Source organism: Variovorax sp. DXTD-1, from assembly GCF_003984625.1.
Taxonomy (GTDB): Bacteria; Pseudomonadota; Gammaproteobacteria; order Burkholderiales; family Burkholderiaceae_C; genus Variovorax.
Map to the genome: position 1 here is coordinate 1 of NZ_RWKH01000012.1, position 16,818 is coordinate 16,818.

The 16,818-nt window shown below is 66.8% G+C and carries 18 protein-coding genes; 15 read left to right on the plus strand and 3 right to left on the minus strand.

Features of this window, described 5'->3' with window-relative positions; translation table 11 throughout:
- A partial coding sequence (locus tag EJI00_RS12825) for a serine hydrolase domain-containing protein (protein WP_148110635.1) occupies positions 1 to 1,128 on the plus strand: 1,128 nt, incomplete at its 5' end.
- Between the two features lie 459 nt (positions 1,129 to 1,587).
- Here the strand turns inward: EJI00_RS12825 and EJI00_RS12830 are convergent.
- Positions 1,588 to 1,911 carry a DUF2834 domain-containing protein gene (locus tag EJI00_RS12830; RefSeq protein ID WP_126747901.1) on the minus strand — a complete coding sequence of 108 codons (324 nt, stop codon included), beginning with the start codon at positions 1,909 to 1,911 and terminating at the stop codon, positions 1,588 to 1,590.
- A 69-nt stretch (positions 1,912 to 1,980) separates the two neighbouring features.
- Positions 1,981 to 2,799 carry a helix-turn-helix domain-containing protein gene (locus EJI00_RS12835; RefSeq protein WP_126747902.1) on the minus strand — a complete coding sequence of 273 codons (819 nt, stop codon included), beginning with the start codon at positions 2,797 to 2,799 and terminating at the stop codon, positions 1,981 to 1,983.
- Positions 2,800 to 3,101: 302 nt separating this feature from the next.
- Here EJI00_RS12835 and EJI00_RS12840 point away from each other — a divergent pair, with 302 nt between their 5' ends.
- Together EJI00_RS12840 and EJI00_RS12845 are read left to right on the plus strand one after the other, a co-directional pair.
- Positions 3,102 to 3,479 (plus strand): I78 family peptidase inhibitor, encoded by a 378-nt coding sequence (locus tag EJI00_RS12840; protein WP_260590705.1) that lies wholly within the window; start codon positions 3,102 to 3,104, stop codon positions 3,477 to 3,479.
- A gap of 35 nt (positions 3,480 to 3,514) precedes the next feature.
- Positions 3,515 to 4,183 carry a 2-hydroxychromene-2-carboxylate isomerase gene (locus EJI00_RS12845; protein WP_126747903.1) on the plus strand — a complete coding sequence of 223 codons (669 nt, stop codon included), beginning with the start codon at positions 3,515 to 3,517 and terminating at the stop codon, positions 4,181 to 4,183.
- A 31-nt stretch (positions 4,184 to 4,214) separates the two neighbouring features.
- On the opposite strand, the gene EJI00_RS12850 is transcribed toward EJI00_RS12845, so the two are convergent.
- Entirely contained in the window at positions 4,215 to 5,126 is a 912-nt protein-coding gene (locus EJI00_RS12850) for a LysR family transcriptional regulator (RefSeq protein ID WP_126747904.1), read from the minus strand.
- A gap of 171 nt (positions 5,127 to 5,297) precedes the next feature.
- Here EJI00_RS12850 and EJI00_RS12855 point away from each other — a divergent pair, with 171 nt between their 5' ends.
- From EJI00_RS12855 to EJI00_RS12910, 12 genes are all read left to right on the plus strand, one after another.
- Positions 5,298 to 5,951 carry a hydrolase gene (locus EJI00_RS12855; RefSeq protein ID WP_126747905.1) on the plus strand — a complete coding sequence of 218 codons (654 nt, stop codon included), beginning with the start codon at positions 5,298 to 5,300 and terminating at the stop codon, positions 5,949 to 5,951.
- A gap of 30 nt (positions 5,952 to 5,981) precedes the next feature.
- Positions 5,982 to 6,272 carry a DUF1427 family protein gene (locus EJI00_RS12860; RefSeq protein ID WP_126747906.1) on the plus strand — a complete coding sequence of 97 codons (291 nt, stop codon included), beginning with the start codon at positions 5,982 to 5,984 and terminating at the stop codon, positions 6,270 to 6,272.
- 80 nt (positions 6,273 to 6,352) lie between these two features.
- Positions 6,353 to 8,251, plus strand: a complete 1,899-nt coding sequence (locus EJI00_RS12865; protein WP_221885039.1) for an amidohydrolase — start codon at positions 6,353 to 6,355, stop codon at positions 8,249 to 8,251.
- 8 nt (positions 8,252 to 8,259) lie between these two features.
- The gene (locus EJI00_RS12870) at positions 8,260 to 8,658 is read left to right on the plus strand and encodes a DoxX family protein (RefSeq protein ID WP_126747908.1); all 399 of its coding nucleotides are present in this window, start codon (positions 8,260 to 8,262) and stop codon (positions 8,656 to 8,658) included.
- Positions 8,651 to 10,231, plus strand: coding sequence for an MFS transporter (locus tag EJI00_RS12875; protein ID WP_126747909.1), 1,581 nt, complete (start codon positions 8,651 to 8,653; stop codon positions 10,229 to 10,231). Before EJI00_RS12870 ends, EJI00_RS12875 begins: the two co-directional genes overlap by 8 nt.
- A gap of 80 nt (positions 10,232 to 10,311) precedes the next feature.
- Positions 10,312 to 11,133, plus strand: a complete 822-nt coding sequence (locus EJI00_RS12880) for an alpha/beta fold hydrolase (protein WP_126747910.1) — start codon at positions 10,312 to 10,314, stop codon at positions 11,131 to 11,133.
- Positions 11,134 to 11,209: 76 nt separating this feature from the next.
- Positions 11,210 to 12,094 (plus strand): diaminopimelate epimerase, encoded by an 885-nt coding sequence (gene dapF / locus EJI00_RS12885; RefSeq protein ID WP_126747911.1) that lies wholly within the window; start codon positions 11,210 to 11,212, stop codon positions 12,092 to 12,094.
- Positions 12,091 to 12,789: a DUF484 family protein gene (locus EJI00_RS12890; RefSeq protein ID WP_126747912.1), complete on the plus strand. Its 699-nt coding sequence runs from the start codon at positions 12,091 to 12,093 to the stop codon at positions 12,787 to 12,789. Before dapF ends, EJI00_RS12890 begins: the two co-directional genes overlap by 4 nt.
- Before the next feature lie 26 nt (positions 12,790 to 12,815).
- On the plus strand, positions 12,816 to 13,421 hold the full coding sequence (locus EJI00_RS12895; RefSeq protein WP_126747913.1) for a YdcF family protein: 606 nt from the start codon (positions 12,816 to 12,818) through the stop codon (positions 13,419 to 13,421).
- Positions 13,405 to 14,445, plus strand: a complete 1,041-nt coding sequence (locus EJI00_RS12900; RefSeq protein WP_126747914.1) for a tyrosine recombinase XerC — start codon at positions 13,405 to 13,407, stop codon at positions 14,443 to 14,445. Before EJI00_RS12895 ends, EJI00_RS12900 begins: the two co-directional genes overlap by 17 nt.
- A complete protein-coding gene (locus tag EJI00_RS12905) occupies positions 14,442 to 15,662 on the plus strand; it encodes a class I SAM-dependent rRNA methyltransferase (protein ID WP_126747915.1) in 1,221 nt (406 codons plus the stop codon). Before EJI00_RS12900 ends, EJI00_RS12905 begins: the two co-directional genes overlap by 4 nt.
- A gap of 85 nt (positions 15,663 to 15,747) precedes the next feature.
- Entirely contained in the window at positions 15,748 to 16,800 is a 1,053-nt protein-coding gene (locus EJI00_RS12910) for a CobW family GTP-binding protein (protein WP_126747916.1), read from the plus strand.
- The last annotated feature ends 18 nt before the right edge of the window (positions 16,801 to 16,818 follow it).

Consider the following 16,818-nt stretch of genomic DNA (forward strand, 5'->3'; position numbering starts at 1 on the left):
CGCATCGCTCCGGCTCTGAACGCGCAGGTCGGCGTCGGCACTTTTCCAGGCGCGGTGTCCCTTGTCTCGCACGAGGGAAAGCTGGTGCACCATGAGGCGGTCGGCTTCCTCGACGCTGCCAAGACCAAGCCCATGCCGCGCGACGCCATTTTCCGCCTCGCCTCCATGACCAAGCCATTGACCTCCGTCGCCACAATGATGCTGACGGAGCAGGGTGTGCTGAAGCTCAACGACCCGGTCACGAACTGGCTGCCCGAGCTCAATAATCTGAAGGTCGAGACGCCGGCGGGTGACGTGCCGCTGTCTCGTCCAATCACCGTGCAAGACCTGCTCATGCATACGGCAGGCTTCGTCTATGGCCCAGCCAGCCCGTCGCCGCGCATCGGCAAGATGTACGCAGACTTGGGTATCGAATCGCTGGAGACCGACATCACCGGCGACGAGATGCTCAAACGCCTGGGCACCATCCCACTGGCGTACCAGCCAGGCACGACTTGGTTCTATTCGATTGCTACCGACGTGCTGGGCTTGCTGTTGGAGCGCGCCACCAAAAAACGTCTGGACGTGCTGATGCAGGAGATGCTGATCGGCCCGTTGGGAATGACCGACACCGCCTGGTGGGTGCCACCGGCCAAACGCAGTCGTCTGGCAGAGGCGCTGGAAAGTGACGCGCAGAAGGCGTCGATGCTGCGCGCCTACCGCCACGACACCGACCCGGCGCCACGCACCTACCTCAAAGGCGGCGCCGGATTGGTGGGTACGGGCGCGGACTACCTGAAGTTCGCGCAGATGGTCCTGAACGGTGGAACCGACGGCCAGACCCGATACCTGTCGCGCAAGACGGTCGAATTCATGCTGTCCGACCATCTGATCGGCAAGGCCGGGGTGCCCAATGCGACCACTGGCCCGGGATACGGCTTCGGACTGGGATGGGGCGTTCGCCTGTACGACGGCGTGGGCTGGACGCCTGGCAGCGTGGGCGATGCAATGTGGGCCGGCGTCTGGGGAACGAGCTTCTGGCTCGACCCGCGCGAGCAGCTGGTCGGCGTGCTGATGGCGCAATGTCCCTCCAACCGGATTCACACACGGATGTTGTACAAGAATCTGGTCTATGGAGCTGTGTCTTGACGGGTGGCAACCAGGCTAGCCGATAGTTATTCCGCCGCCCGTCGGATCACCGGTGCTTCGGCTGAATATCAAGGGCGTGGGCCAACGCGCGCGTTCAGTCTGTTGCGTCGCGCCCTAAGCCTGTATCGGTAATCTGCTGCAGCTGCGAAAACTGCATACCGTCGTACTGCCAAAAATGAGCGGACGGGGCGCGCAGCGCTTTGCCGCTCTTCCTGGCAGTGCCGTCGTAAACGCCTCGGACGACAAGCACTTCGCCCGCATCGAAAAACTGATCGGCCTTAACGTCCAGTAAAACAGCTGGCCGACTACCGCCCACGCCTCGCGCATCATTGCGTTCAGACCGCTGTAGTTCTTGCCCAGGCCTCTCGGCACGCCGGGAGACAACTGCCCCTTGAAGTCACCCCGCAGCAGTCGCTCTAGAGCAGAGTTGAAATCCGCTTCGGGGCGGCAGTCCGCGTTTCATCGCACCACCTTTCGCATCGCCAAGTACAGCGGCAAAGTGAAAGCCAGTCCAACCACGAATGTCAGCGCGACATAGGCCCACGGCCGACGAACGCCCGCTGCCGATGCATCTTGAAGCAGCCAAACCGAGAACGCCGCGGCAGCGAGGTAGACGTCCCAAGTGATGCCTGCGACCAACTTGTTGGCCGAAACAGCGGCAATAAAAGGCGCCGGTGCGAAACTGCCGCCGGCTAAGAGGAACGCGACATTGAAGTACCAAGGGACAACCAAGCCGACAAAGGCCAGGATGAAAAGGATGAGCGCTGCATTCTTCGGTGACATGGCTGGGCATCCTATGGGGCCCACTCGGCGGCCGATAGGAAAAATGCGACATCGGCCTGTGCGCGACGATCACTGCGCCATGCCAACCGCGAGCGCCCAGTTTTCCGAGTCCTGCTGGCGAGCGGCTTCGATCAGCGTGCCCAGCGAAGCGCCGGCCAACATGCGCAGGTCGCGCGCCATGTGCGATTGGTCATAGTAGCCATGCCGCAATGCGAGTCCTGCGTCCGTCGCGCCTGTGGCAAGGGCATCACGCAGCAATCCTTCCACGCGGGCCACGCGCTGGAACAGCTTCGGCGTCAGGCCGAAGGTTCCGGCGAACACTCGCTCGAACTGCCGCACGGAGAGGCCCAGGGCATCCTCGGGAGTTGCTGCCCGCAGGGCAACCTGCTGCAGCAGAGCGGCGCGGCGCACGCGCTGAAGATGCACTTCCTCGCGAAGGCGCTCGCGCGCGAACCTCAACAAGAACGCCAAGCGCCTCTCCGGGATGGTCTCTGCCCTGATGCGCTCCACCAGCTGCGGCCACGCTCGGCCGAAGACATCCGCCGCATTGGCAAATTGGTGCGGCAGGGACAGCGGGCTCGATTGCAGCAGCCCCAGCGTCCCGGTCGGCTGCAGCCGCAGCCCGGCATAGCTCAGCCGCGGCGTGCGATAGAGCGTGAGCGGCACGGCGCGGGCACTGCCCACGAACCCGGCAGGAAGAGAGGCGAACACACCCGACGGTTCCTTGACAAAGAACCGGCCCTCGAGCACCACAACGAGCCCGCCCTCGACCAGAGCGGGAAAGTGGCAGGGCACCGGTTGTGTGCCCGGGCTGTCGAATGAGAGGTGCACAGCCATTGAAACCCATGCGCTCACCTCGGGGTGCGGCTGCGCGACGTGGAGTTTCATCAGCGAATTATCCGACTCACGGTCCCCTGCATGGCAGTGGCGGCGCCCAACCGTTGCAGGCGCAGGGCGATTGCCACTTCGGGCGGTGCGCTGTCAGCAACTTCTCGCCGGATTGTTCGACCGCCGCACAGCGTTCAGGCGTCGAGTCCGACGGGAAGAGATCCTGCAACAGTTCCGCAGATTGCGCTGATGTGCAGTCGTAGCATCAGCCGGCACAGATCACGAAACGATTCAGGTTGATCATTGCGGGTGGACTTGACCACCATCGGCGATACGATCCGTTGAAAGAAGCGACACACACCATGCCCATGCCTCAGCAAACCGGTTTCATCTCTTCCACGCAGGCGCGCGGCGCCATGGCGGCGGCCCTTGGCGCGGCAACGCTGTTCATTGCCGGCTGCCAGTCGCAGCCTGAATTCCGCCCGCTCACTTCCGAGGCGCCGCCACCGCCGAGCTTCGTGACCGTGCCCGCCGAGGAGGCCTGCCAGGCCACGCAGGCACGCTACGCGCTCGGCCGGCCGCTCAACCCGCCGCTGCTCGAAGAAATGCGCACCCGCACGGGGTCCAAGTCGGCCCGCACCTCGGCGGCAGGCACGCCGCTGCCGGCGCCGGCCGATCCGGCACGGCTCAATGTCGACCTCGACCCGCAAGGCCTGGTGGTTGCCGCGCGCTGCGGCTGAGGGAGTTCACCTGGCGTTGGCCCAGTAATCCGGCGATGACGACGAAGACCAGCACCTTCACTTCCTCCGCTGCGCCCATCGCGCTGGACTGCTACTACAGCCTTTCCTCGCCCTGGGCCTACCTGGGCGGCCCTCAGCTGCAGGACATCGTGCGCCGGCACCATGTGCGGCTCACGCTCAAGCCCTACGACTTTCAGGCAGTGGTGCCGCAAACCGGGGGCATTCCGCTGAAGACCCGGCCCGAGCCGCGCCGCACGTACCACGCGCTCGAACTGGCGCGCTGGCGCGACTACCTGGGCATGCCGCTCAACCTGGAGCCGGCGTACTACCCCAAGGGCGCGCCGGTCGACCCCCATTGGAACAAGTACCCGGGCTGGATGGTGATTGCCGCACAGCTGAAGGGGCTCGACGCGCAGCCGCTCTCGCATGCGCTGCTGCGCGCGCTGTGGGCGGAAGAGCGCGACACCTCCGAAGCGGCGGTGCGCATCGCGGTGGCTGATGAAAACGGCTATGCCGGCGCCTCGCTGCAGGCGCTGGAGCAGGCGGCCGAAACGCTGGCCATCTACCGCGCCAACAGCGCCGCGGCCGTAGAGGCTGGCGTGTTCGGCGCGCCGACGTTCATCCTGAACGGCGAGCGGTTCTGGGGGCAAGACCGGTTGGGGTTTCTGGACCGGGCGCTGGACAAGTTGCGCGCGGCGGGCTGAACGACCCGGCCCGGGCGCGCCGCACCTCTCCTTACAAGAACGACCGCGGCAGAAGCGCCGGCACCAGCGTGCGGTTCATCCGCTCGCGCCACCAGCGCAGCGCCTGTCCCTGTGCGCCGGTCTTCCATGCGAGCCAGAACGCCTCGGGCGCGCGGGGCTCTTCGGTCGATAGTTCCACCAGCGTGCCGCGTTTCAGTTCATTCGCGATGCAGGCGCGCGGCAGGAATCCGTGGCCCAGCCCGGCCACCTGGCAGGCGACCTTCGCAGCCATCGAAGGCACGGTGATGCGGGGCTGCCCGGCGAGCAGGCCGACGGTGCGGTCCGACAGCGTGCGGGCCGAGTCGCCCACCACGATGGCATTGCAGTCGAGCAGGTCGCCGCGCTGCAGCGGCCGGCCCAGCCGCGTAAGCGGGTGCGTGGGCGCGACGCAGAACGCGAATTCGAGGCTGCCTACGGTCGCGGCCTGGTAGCCGCCGCCGGCGGGGCCTTCGCCCGCGGCGATGACGACGTCGGCGCGCCCCTCGCGCAGCGCCTCCCAGCTGCCGGTGAGCGCCTCGCAGCCGACGCGCAGCCGCGTGCCGCAACGCAGGTCTTCAAAGGCGCGGATGTCGTCGATGAGCGCCTCGGTCGGAATGAGCGAATCGTGCACGAGCCGCAGTTCGGATTCGTAGCCGGTGGCGATCTGGCGCATGCGCGATTCGAGGTCGTTCGCGGCGCTCAGCAGCCAGCGTCCTTCCTTGAGCATTTCGTCGCCGACGGCGGTGAGCGTGACACGCGGGCCGTTGCGCTCGAACAGCAGCATGCCGAGTTGCTCCTCGAGCTTGCTGACCGCGTACGAGATGGTGGAGGGCACCTTGTTCAGGCGTGTGGCGGCGGCCGCGAAGGAGCCGTGGCGCGCAATGGCGTCGACGACCTCGATGGCTTCCAGGCTGAGTTTGAGCACGCGGCGGTTCCTTGCAAAAAGGAATGATCGAAAACTTCGATCATTAGGTGTGAAAAGTTTCGTTGATGACGGATGCTCGGGGCTCGATGATTCAGCCCATGCCAAGGAGATTTCCTCCGAAAGCAATTGTGAATCCAATCGATCATCTATTCAAACAAAAGGAGTATTTTCATGTCCATCAAAGCCACCCCGACCGCCGGTTCCAAGCTGCTTACCCCCACCGACCACACGCTGGTCATGATCGACTTCCAGTCGCAGATGGCCTTTGCCACGCACTCGATCGACGCGGTGAACCTGCGCAACAACGCCGCGCTGGTGGCGCAGGCGGCGGCCGGCTTCAAGGTGCCGACCATCCTGACGACGGTGGCCGAAAAGAGCTTCTCGGGCCCGATGTTCAGCGAGATCACCGACGCCTTTCCGGGCCAGAAGATGCTCGACCGCACCTCGATGAACACCTGGGAAGACGCTGCCGTGATCGACCGCGTGAACGAAATCGGCAAGCCGCGCATCGTGCTGGCCGGCCTGTGGACCAGCGTGTGCATCGTGGGCCCGGCGCTGTCGGCGCTCGACCAGGGCTTTGAGGTGTACGTGATCGCCGACGCCTGCGGCGACGTGTCCACCGAGGCGCACAACCGCTCGATGGACCGCATGGTGCAGGCCGGCGCTCGGCCGATGACCTCGCTGCAATACCTGCTCGAGCTGCAGCGCGACTGGGCCCGCGGCGACACCTACGAGCTGACCACCGGCATCGCGAAGAAGGTGGGCGGTGCGTACGGTCTGGGCGTGACCTACGCGAAGACGATGTTCGGCGCCCACGAAGGCTGATCGCTTCAACGAAGACAAGAAGTGCCCGCCATGAAGACTTATGTCATTTCCCTCGCACTCGGCCTTCTGGTCGGCGTGATCTACGCGCTCTTCCAGGTGCGCTCGCCGGCGCCGCCGGTGATCGCCCTGGTGGGGCTCCTCGGGATCCTGCTCGGCGAGCAGATCCCGTCGCTGGTGCGGCAGGTGTTCGACCGGCCGGCCGCCACCTCGTGGCTGCAGCACCAGGTCAAGCCGCACGTGTTCGGCGAGCTGCCGACCTGCGTGCAGCCCGAGGCGGTGAAGACCGTCGCCGCCCGCCCGTCCGAGCGGAGCGACGCATGAGCTCGCAAGACCCGCAACGCCGTCACTTCCTCGGCGCCCTTGGAGCCCTCGCAGCCACCTCTATCGCACCCGCATCGACCATGGCCCACACCCTGAACCCCACCCCCGACCTCATCCTGCGCAACGGCCGCTTCACCACGCTGGACCGCGCCAACCCCACGGCCGACGCGGTGGCCATCAAGAACGGCCGCTTCACCCGCGTGGGCCGCGCCGAAGATGTGATGCCGCTCGCGGGCGGCAACACCCGCGTGATCGACCTGCAAGGCAAGCGCGTGCTGCCGGGGCTGATCGACAACCACCTGCACATCATTCGCGGCGGGCTCAACTACAACATGGAGCTGCGCTGGGACGGCGTGAAGAGCCTGGCCGATGCGATGGGCATGCTCAAGCGCCAGGTGGCGATCACGCCCGCGCCGCAGTGGGTGCGCGTGGTGGGCGGCTTCACCGAGCACCAGTTCGCCGAGAAGCGCCTGCCCACCATCGCCGAGCTGAACGCGGTGGCGCCCGACACGCCTGTTTTCATCCTGCACCTGTACGACCGCGCGCTGCTCAACGGCGCCGCGTTGCGCGCGGTGGGCTACACCCAGGACACGCCCGCGCCGCCCGGCGGCGAGATCGTGCGCGACAGCGCCGGCAACCCGACCGGCCTGCTGCTGGCCAAGCCGAACGCGGCCATCCTCTACGCCACGCTGGCCAAGGGCCCGAAGCTGCCGTTCGACTACCAGCTCAACTCCACGCGCCACTTCATGCGCGAGCTCAACCGCCTGGGCGTGACCGGTGCCATCGACGCGGGTGGCGGCAACCAGAACTACCCCGACGACTACGAAGTGATCCAGAAGCTGCATGACGACGGGCAGCTCACCATCCGCCTGGCCTACAACCTGTTCACGCAGAAGCCCAAGGCCGAGAAGGAAGACTTCCTGAACTGGACGGCCAGCTCCACCTACAAGCAGGGCGACGACTACTTCCGCCACAACGGCGCGGGCGAGATGCTGGTGTTTTCGGCCGCCGACTTCGAGGACTTCCGCCAGCCGCGCCCCGACATGGCGCCCGAGATGGAAGGCGAGCTCGAAGGCGTGGTGCGCATCCTGGCGCAGAACCGCTGGCCGTGGCGCATGCACGCGACCTACGACGAAACCATCAGCCGCTCGCTCGACGTGTTTGAACGGGTGAACAAAGACACGCCGCTCGCGGGCCTGAACTGGTTCTTCGACCACGCCGAGACGATCTCCGAGAAGTCGATGGACCGCATTGCCGCGCTGGGCGGCGGCGTGGCGGTGCAGCACCGCATGGCCTACCAGGGCGAGTACTTCGTCGAGCGCTACGGCCCCGGCGCGGCCGAGGCCACGCCGCCGGTCAAGCGCATGCTCGAGAAGGGCCTGAAGGTGTCGGCCGGCACCGACGCGACGCGCGTCGCCTCGTACAACCCGTGGGTGTCGCTGTCGTGGCTGGTCACGGGCAAGACGGTGGGCGGCATGCAGCTCTACCCGCAACGCAATTGCCTGGACCGCGAAGGCGCGCTGCGCATGTGGACCGAGAACGTCACCTGGTTCTCGAACGAGCAAGGCAAGAAGGGCCGCATCGAGGCCGGGCAGCTCGCCGACCTGGTGGTGCCCGATCGCGATTTCTTCGCCTGCGCCGAATCGGAGATCGCCGACACGACCGCGCTGCTCACGATGGTGGGCGGCAAGGTGGTCTACGGCACCGGCCCGTTCGCCGCGCACGACGAAGGCACGCTGCCGCCCGCCATGCCCGACTGGTCGCCTGCGCGCACTTTCGGGGGCTATGCGGGCTGGGCCGACACCGCTGAAGGTGCGCCCCTGCAGAAGGTGCTGCGCAACGCCGCAGCGGCGTGCGCCTGCGCCAACGACTGCAACGTGCACGGCCACCAGCACGCAACGGCATGGAGCAGCAAGCTGCCCATCGCCGACCTGAAGAGCTTCTGGGGCGCGCTGGGCTGCGCCTGCTGGGCGGTGTGATGGCGACGATGCGCTGGACAATTTCACCCGCGGTGCGATGGGTCGCCTTGCTGCTGCTCTGCGCGGCCTACCTGCAGGGCGGGCTGAACAAGGCGATGGATTTCAACGCCACCCTCGCCGAGATGAACCACTTCGGCCTGTCGCCGGCCGGCCCGCTGGCCGTGGCGGTGATCGTGCTGGAGCTGGGCGCCGCGGCGCTCATCCTCACTGGCTTCTACCGCTGGCTCGGCGCGCTGGCGCTGGCGGGCTTCACGCTGATGGCGACCTTCGTCGCACTGCGTTTCTGGGAGATGCCGTTGGGGCCCGAGCGCTTCATGGCGGCCAACTCCTTCTTCGAACACCTGGGTCTGGTCGGCGGCTTCCTGCTCGTTGCCTGGCTCGACCTCAAGGAGCGCCGCGATGACTGAGCCTCAAAAGTCCGCCGGCGCTTTCGCGCCGCTGCGCCAGCCGGTCTTCGCGGTGCTGTGGGCCGCCACGGTGCTCGGCAACATCGGCAGTTTCATGCGCGACGTGGCCAGCTCGTGGCTGGTGACCGACCTGTCGGCGAGCCCGACGGCGGTGGCGCTGATCCAGACGGCGGCCACGCTGCCGATCTTTTTGCTGGCGATCCCGGCAGGGGTGCTGTCGGACATCCTCGACCGGCGGCGCTTTTTGATCGGCGTGCAGGTGTTGCTGGCGGCAGTGAGCGGCATGCTGCTGGTGCTGTCGCACACGGGCTCGCTGACGGTCGAGTACCTGGTCGCGCTGACTTTCGTGGGCGGCATCGGCGCGGCACTGATGGGGCCGACCTGGCAGTCGATCGTGCCGGAACTGGTGCCGCGCAGCGACCTGAAGAGCGCGGTGGCGCTGAACTCGCTGGGCATCAACATCGCGCGCTCCATCGGGCCGGCGGCGGGCGGGTTGATCCTCGCGAGCTTCGGCGCGGCGGTCACCTACGGGCTCGACGTGCTGAGCTACGCGTTCGTGATCGCGGCGCTGTTGTGGTGGAAGCGGCCAGCGGCAACGGACAGCGGGCTTTCCGAGAGCTTTCTCGGTGCTTTCCGCGCGGGCATTCGCTACACGCGGGCCAGCAAGGAGCTGCACGTGGTGCTGTTGCGTGCGGCGGTGTTCTTCCTGTTCGCGAGCTCGGTGTGGGCGTTGTTGCCGCTGGTGGCGCGCCAGATGCTCGGCGGCAGCGCGGGCTTCTACGGCTTCCTGCTCGGCGCCGTGGGCGCGGGCGCCATCGGCGGCGCACTGGTGATGCCGCGCCTGCGCGAACGGCTCGATGCCGACGGCATGCTGCTGCTGGCCTCGCTGCTGACGGCCGCAGTGATGGGCGGGCTGGTCTTCGCGCCGCCGCAATGGCTCGCGGTGCCGATGCTGGGGGTGCTGGGCCTGGGCTGGATCATCGCGCTCACCACGCTCAACGGGGTGGCGCAGTCGATCCTGCCGAACTGGGTGCGCGGGCGCGGGCTGGCCGTGTACCTCACGGTGTTCAACGGCGCGATGGCGGCCGGCAGCCTGGGCTGGGGCCTGGTCGCGCAGCAGGTCGGCGTGCCGGTCACGCTGGTGGCGGGCGCGGTGGGGCTGGTGGTGATGGGGCTGGTCTTCCATCGCGTGCGCCTGCCCGCCGGCGAGGCCGACCTGCAGGCCTCGAACCACTGGCCCGAGCCGCTGCTGGCCGAGCCCGTGGCGCACGACCGCGGGCCGGTGATGGTCCAGGTCGAGTACCGCATCCGCAAGGAAGACCGCCCGGCGTTCCTCGAGGCGATGAAGCGGCTGTCGCTGGAGCGCCGCCGCGACGGTGCCTACGCCTGGGGCGTGCACGAGCACACGGCCGATGCACAGCGCGTGATGGAGTGGTTCCTCGTCGAGTCGTGGGCCGAGCATCTGCGCCAGCACCACCGCGTGTCGCACGCCGACGCCGACCTGCAGGCCGAGGCGCTGCGCTTTCACATCGGGCCGGACAAGCCCGAGGTGCATCACTTCCTGGCGCTCTGAGCGGTGCGAACCCTGCTTCTGCCTGACTTTTTTCGCTCCCTTTTCCCTTTCACCCTTTCATCAACCTCAAGGAAACAACCATGACAACACTGACCCTTCGCGACGGCACCGAGCTCTATTACAAGGACTGGGGCAGCGGCCAGCCCATTCTGTTCAGCCACGGCTGGCCGCTGAGCGCCGACATGTGGGACGCGCAAATGCTGTTCTTCGCCGAGCGCGGCTACCGCGTCATCGCGTTCGATCGCCGCGGTTTCGGCCGGTCGAGCCAGCCCTGGACCGGCTACGACTACGACACCTTCGCCGACGATATCGCCGAGCTGATCGAGACGCTCGACCTGAAGGACGTGATCCTCGCGGGCTTCTCGATGGGCGGCGGCGACGTCACGCGCTACATCGCGCGCAAGGGCAGCGCGCGCGTGGCAAAGCTCGCGCTCATCAGCGCCGTGACGCCGCTCTTCATGAAGACAGCCGACCATTCCGTGGGCCCCGAGGCTTCGGTGTTCGCAGGCATCCGCGCCGGGCTGGCCGACGACCGGCCGCAGTTCATCGACGACTTCAGCACGCTTTTCTACGGCACCAACCGCCCGGGCGGGAAGGTGTCGCAGGGCGTGTTCAAGCAGACGCTGCAGATCGCGCTGCAGGCCTCGATCAAGGCCACGATCGACTGCGTGACGGCGTTCTCCGAGACCGACTTCCGCCCCGACATGGCGAAGATCGACGTGCCAACGCTCGTGATCCACGGCGACGACGACCAGGTCGTGCCGTTCGAGGCCACGGGCAAGCTGGCGGCCGAAATGATCGAGGGCAGCCAGCTCAAGGTGTATGCGGGCGCGCCGCACGCCACCTGCACCACGCATGCGGCGCAGGTGAACGCCGACCTGCTGGCGTTCATCCAGGGCTGAGGCAAGGCACACTGAAAGGGCCGTGCCCTGCGGCCCTTTCAGCGCGAAGGGCGGCGCCGGTGGCGATAATCCCCCGATGCGAATCCGCTTTACCAAGATGCAGGGAGCCGGCAACGATTTTGTCGTGCTCGACGAAACGCGCGGCACGCTGGGCCTCACGGCCGCGCAATACCGCTTTCTGGCCGACCGTCACTTCGGCGTCGGCGCCGACCAGATCCTTACGGTGCGACGCCCCTCCAAGGACGCGGCCGAAGACATCGACTTTCAGTACGTGATCCACAACGCCGACGGCGGTGAGGTGGAGCAGTGCGGCAACGGCGCGCGCTGCTTCATGCGCTTTGTGCGGGAGCACCAGCTGACCGACAAGGACATGGTGCGCGTCGAAACGCTGGCCGGCATCATCGAGCCGCGCATGAGCGAAGACGGCCGCGTGACGGTCGACATGGGCCCGCCCATCTTCGAGCCGGCCCGCGTGCCCTTCGACACCGCGGGCCTCGACCCGCAGCCCACCGGCGGGTGGCACACCTGGCACCTGGCACTGGGCACGCATGCCGATTCGGCCATTGTTTCGGTCGCGGTGCTGTCCATGGGCAACCCGCATGCGGTGCAGGTGGTCGACAACGTCGACACGGCGCCGGTGGAGCGGCAGGGCCCGCAAATCGAGCACCATCCGCGCTTTCCGCAGCGGGTGAATGCCGGTTTCATGCAGGTGGTCGACCGCACGCACGTCAAGCTGCGGGTGTTCGAGCGCGGCGCCGGCGAAACGCTGGCCTGCGGCACCGGCGCCTGCGCGGCGGTGGTGGCGGGCATCCGCCTGGGCCTGCTCGACAACCGGGTCGACGTGCAAACGCACGGCGGCGTGCTCACCATCGGCTGGGAGGGCGAGGGCAACCCCGTGCTTATGACCGGGCCGGCCACCACGGTTTTCGAGGGGGACATCGAGGTGCCCGAGCTGCCATGACCAACTTCAGAAACAACAAAGACGACGCCATGAACCCGATCACCGAAGACGACATCGCCAATTACCTGGCGAACACGCCCGACTTTTTCGAGCGGCACGCGCAGTTGCTGGCGCAGGTGCAGCTCACCAGCCCGCACGGCAACCGCGCCGTGAGCCTGCAGGAGCGCCAGGCCGAGATGCTGCGCGAAAAGATCAAGGCGCTGGAGCATCGCCTGATGGACATGGTGCGCCACGGCACCGAGAACGTGGTCATTGCCGACCGCCTGCAGCGCTGGACCAAGGGCCTCTTGACCACGCGCGACCCGCGCAGCCTGCCGTACCGCATCGCGGTCGACCTGCAATCGCTGTTTTTGGTGCCGCAAACCGCCATCAAGGTGTGGGACTGCGAGGCCGACTACCTGAACGAGGCCTACGCCCAGTGGGTGAGCGACGACGTGAAGGCACTGGCCACCTCGCTCACTTCGCCTTACTGCGGGCTCAACTCAGGCTTCGAGGCGGCCAACTGGCTGCCCGAGCCGGCCGGCGCGGTGTCGATTGCGCTGATTCCGCTGCGCGCCGATGCCGAGTCGCCGGCCTTCGGCCTGCTGGTGCTGGCCTCGCCGGACGCACAGCGCTTCAACGCCGAAATGGGCACCGACTTTCTCGAGCGCATCGCCGAACTGGCCTCGGGCGCGCTGTCCCGGCTGCGGCCTTGAGCGGGCGGCATCGGTCCTGGCGGGCCGTGCGGCCCGTGTTGTGGACGGTGCTGCTTGGCGGGCTGCTGGCGTACCTGGCCATTGCGGCCATCGTTTGGAAACGCGCGGTCGAAACCCTCGACAACCCGCCCCAGCGCACGGCCGACGCCGCGCTGATCCTGGGCAACCGCGCCTACCTGCGGGGCAAGCCCAACCCGTGCCTGACCGGCCGGGTCGACGCCGGGATTGCACTGGCCAACGCGGGCCGCGTGAAGCAACTGGTGCTCTCGGGCGGTGTCGACAAGGAAGACGGCCGCATCGAAGCCGAGGTCATGCAGCAGCATGCGCGCGCCCAAGGCTACGCCGGCCCGCTGCTGCTGGAGCCGGCTTCCACTTCCACCCGGCTGAATCTTGCGTTGTCGCGCCCCCTGCTGCAGGCGGCGGGCATTCGCAGCGTGGTCGTGGTGTCGGAGCCCTATCACCTGTGGCGCGTGGAGCGGCTGGTGCGGGCCGCCGGCTTCGACAAGGACTTCGACGTTCAGTACGCCGCCGCCAGCACGCGCTGCTGGCAGCGCTGGGGCATGGTTTTCAAGGGCGCATTGCGCGAGCCTTTGGCTGTCGTGAACAATGCGTTCAATGGCTACCTCCACTGAGACGACCGACACGCGCTGGGTCGAAAAGTACCTGGAGCACGTACGCGTGGAGCGCCGACTGGCGGCGCGCACGGTCGAGCTTTACGCCATTCACCTTCAGGCGCTTGCGGCCAACGCGGCCGAGGCCGGCCTTTCGCTGGACCGCGTGCAAACGGCGCACGTCCGGCGCTGGATGGCGCAGTTGCACGGCGCGGGCCGCGAGCCGCGCGGCATTGCGCTGGTGCTCTCCTGCTGGCGCAGCTTCTACCGCTGGCTCGGCAACGAGGGGCTGGTGGGCTTCAACCCCGTGCAGGACGTGCATGCGCCCAAGGCCGCTCGGCCGCTGCCCAAGGCGCTGGCGGTGGACGATGCGGTGCGGCTCGCCGAAACCTACGACCCCGAGGCAGACCCCTGGACCGAAGCCCGTGACGGCGCCATCGTCGAAGTGCTCTACGGCTGCGGCCTGCGCGTGAGCGAACTCACCGGACTGGATGCGCGCGCCAGCAACACGGCGCTCGGCTGGGTCGATCTGGACGCGATGGAGGCCAATGTGCTCGGCAAGGGCAGCAAGCGGCGCATCGTGCCCCTGGGCAGCAAGACGGCCGAGGCGGTGCGCGACTGGCTTGCGGTGCGTGGCGATTGCCCGGCGTTGGCGACGGCCGGGCTGCGAGACCCGGCAGGCGCCGCGGCGCTTTTTATCAGTGCCAAGGGCTTGCGGATGTCTTCGCACGCGGTCTGGAAGCTGTTGCGCGAGCGCAGCCTGAAGGCCGGCCTCGCGGCACCGGTGCATCCGCACATGCTGCGGCATTCGTTCGCGAGCCACGTGCTGCAGTCGAGCAGCGACTTGCGGGCCGTGCAAGAGCTGCTCGGCCATGCCAACATTGCCACCACGCAGATCTATACCCGGCTGGATTTTCAGCACCTGGCCAAGGCCTATGACGCGGCCCATCCGCGCGCGCAGGCCCGCCCGGAAGGCACGGATGCGCAGGCACGCGCTGAAAAAAGTGCGCGAGCCAAGCCCAAAAAAGACGACACCGACAAATGAAAACCCTCCGCCTCAAACCCGGCAAAGAGCGCTCGCTGCAGCGCCGCCACCCCTGGATCTTCGAATCCGCCATTGCACGCGGCGGTGCCGATTCCGGCGAAACGGTGCGCGTCGAATCGCATGAAGGCGCCTTCCTGGCGTGGGCGGCGTTCAGCCCTGTTTCCAAGATCCGTGCGCGGGCCTGGAGCTTTGTCGAAACGCAACGCATCGACGCCGCCTTTCTGGCATCGGTGTGCGCGCGTGCGGTAGCGGGCAGGGGCCTTTTCGACCTGCAGAGTGACGGGGTGCGGCTGATCCATGGCGAGGCCGATGGCCTGCCGGGCCTCATCGTCGACCGCTATGGCGACACGCTGGTGGCGCAGTTCCTGTCGGCCGGCGTCGAACGCTGGAAGGCCGCCATTGCCGACGCGCTGCTCGAGGCGACCGGCCTGCACAAGCTCTATGAGCGTTCAGACGCCAGCGGGCGCGAGCGCGAAGGCCTGAAGCCCGTCACAGGCTGGCTGCGGGGCGAGGGCTCCACCGAGATCACGATTCGGGAGCACGGCTGGAAGCTCTCGCTCGACATTGCGACCGGCCACAAGACCGGCTTCTACCTCGACCAGCGCGACAGCCGCCAGCGCTTTGCCGAGCTGGCGCAGCACCGGCGCTTCAAGCGCGTGCTCAACTGCTTTTGCTACACCGGCGGCTTTACCGTGGCGGCGCTTGCGGGGCTGCAGGCGGCGGGCGCGATGGAAGGCGCGGAGCTGGTGTCGGTCGATTCGTCGCAGCCGGCGCTCGAAAAGGCGCGGGCCAACCTGGCGCTGAACGGCTTCGGTGGCGAGGATTCAGGCGTGAAGACCGAGTTTCTGGACGCCAACGTCAACACCGTGCTGCGTGAGTTCATCGAGCAGGGCCGCACCTTCGATGCCATCGTGCTCGACCCGCCCAAGTTTGCGCCCACCGCCGCCCATGCCGAGCGTGCCGCCCGCGCCTACAAGGACATCAACCGCCTTGCGCTCAAGCTGCTGGAGCCCGGCGGCGTGCTGCTGACTTTTTCTTGTTCGGGCGGCATCAGCGCCGACCTTTTTCACAAAATCGTGGCTTCGGCGGGCATCGATGCGCAAGTAGACGGCTACATCAGCGAACGCCTTGGCGCGGCGCCTGATCACCCAATGACCATCGAGTTCCCCGAGGGCGAATATCTCAAGGGCCTGGTGGTGGTGCGAAAGCCCGCTTGACCCTCTGCCAACGCAACTGAGTGGCATTGGCTAAACTGCCTCTCCAGTTTTTCTTCTTCCCAGTTTTCCGCCTTCGGAGCACACCATGGCCCTCATTCCCGCCACCATCCTCACCGGCTTTCTAGGCTCGGGCAAGACCACGCTGCTCAAGCGCATCCTGACGGAGGCCCACGGCCAGAAGATCGCGGTGATCGAGAACGAGTTCGGCGAAGAGAACATCGACAGCGACATTCTCGTGACCGAATCGAAAGAGCAGATCATCCAGATGAGCAACGGCTGCGTCTGCTGCACCATTCGCGAAGACCTGCGCGAAGCCCTGCAACTGCTGGCCGCCAAGAAGCGCCAGGGCCTGCTCGACTTCGATCGCGTGGTGATCGAGACCACCGGCCTGGCCGACCCCGGCCCCGTGGCGCAGACCTTCTTCATGGACGACGAAATTGCCGAGAGCTACCTGCTCGACTCGATCCTGACGCTGGTCGATGCCAAGCATGCGCCGCAGCAGCTCAACGACCGCCAGGAAGCGCGCCGCCAGGTGGGCTTTGCCGACCAGATCTTCATCAGCAAAAGCGAGCTGGTGTCGGCCGAGGAAACCGAGGCGCTGATTCATCGCCTGAAGCACATGAACCCACGCGCGCCGCAGCAAAAGGCGCATTTCGGCGACGTGCCGCTGAAGGATATTTTCGACCTGCGCGGCTTCAACCTGAACGCCAAGCTGGACATCGACCCGGACTTCCTCAAGGAAGACGACCACGATCATCACGACCATGACCACGCGCATGGCGAGCATTGCGACCACCCTTCGCACAAGCACGAAGGGCACGGCCACCATCACCACACGGACGACGACGTGAAGAGCTTCGTCTACAAGGCCGACCGCCCCTTCGACCCGGCCAAGCTCGAGGATTTTCTGGGCGCCATCGTCAACATCTATGGCCCGCGCATGCTGCGCTACAAGGGCGTGCTGAGCATGAAGGGCACCGAGCGCAAGGTGATTTTCCAGGGCGTGCATCAGCTGATGGGCAGCGACCTGGGCCCCGAGTGGGGCAAGGACGAAGCGCGCCAGAGCCGCATGGTGTTCATCGGCATCGAGCTGCCGCGCGAAATTTTGGAGCAGGGGCTCGAGCAGTGCCTGGTGTGACCAGGCATCGCCGCTGAG

Excerpts from the sequence above, each read along its gene's own strand:
- EJI00_RS12830 (WP_126747901.1), bottom strand. The coding sequence starts at position 1,911 with ATGTCACCGAAGAATGCAGCGCTCATCCTTTTCATCCTGGCCTTTGTC.
- EJI00_RS12835 (WP_126747902.1), bottom strand. The coding sequence starts at position 2,799 with ATGAAACTCCACGTCGCGCAGCCGCACCCCGAGGTGAGCGCATGGGTT.
- EJI00_RS12840 (WP_260590705.1), top strand. The coding sequence starts at position 3,102 with ATGCCCATGCCTCAGCAAACCGGTTTCATCTCTTCCACGCAGGCGCGC.
- EJI00_RS12845 (WP_126747903.1), top strand. The coding sequence starts at position 3,515 with ATGACGACGAAGACCAGCACCTTCACTTCCTCCGCTGCGCCCATCGCG.
- EJI00_RS12855 (WP_126747905.1), top strand. The coding sequence starts at position 5,298 with ATGTCCATCAAAGCCACCCCGACCGCCGGTTCCAAGCTGCTTACCCCC.
- EJI00_RS12860 (WP_126747906.1), top strand. The coding sequence starts at position 5,982 with ATGAAGACTTATGTCATTTCCCTCGCACTCGGCCTTCTGGTCGGCGTG.
- EJI00_RS12865 (WP_221885039.1), top strand. The coding sequence starts at position 6,353 with ATGGCCCACACCCTGAACCCCACCCCCGACCTCATCCTGCGCAACGGC.
- EJI00_RS12870 (WP_126747908.1), top strand. The coding sequence starts at position 8,260 with ATGCGCTGGACAATTTCACCCGCGGTGCGATGGGTCGCCTTGCTGCTG.
- EJI00_RS12875 (WP_126747909.1), top strand. The coding sequence starts at position 8,651 with ATGACTGAGCCTCAAAAGTCCGCCGGCGCTTTCGCGCCGCTGCGCCAG.
- EJI00_RS12880 (WP_126747910.1), top strand. The coding sequence starts at position 10,312 with ATGACAACACTGACCCTTCGCGACGGCACCGAGCTCTATTACAAGGAC.
- dapF (WP_126747911.1), top strand. The coding sequence starts at position 11,210 with ATGCGAATCCGCTTTACCAAGATGCAGGGAGCCGGCAACGATTTTGTC.
- EJI00_RS12890 (WP_126747912.1), top strand. The coding sequence starts at position 12,091 with ATGACCAACTTCAGAAACAACAAAGACGACGCCATGAACCCGATCACC.
- EJI00_RS12900 (WP_126747914.1), top strand. The coding sequence starts at position 13,405 with ATGGCTACCTCCACTGAGACGACCGACACGCGCTGGGTCGAAAAGTAC.
- EJI00_RS12905 (WP_126747915.1), top strand. The coding sequence starts at position 14,442 with ATGAAAACCCTCCGCCTCAAACCCGGCAAAGAGCGCTCGCTGCAGCGC.
- EJI00_RS12910 (WP_126747916.1), top strand. The coding sequence starts at position 15,748 with ATGGCCCTCATTCCCGCCACCATCCTCACCGGCTTTCTAGGCTCGGGC.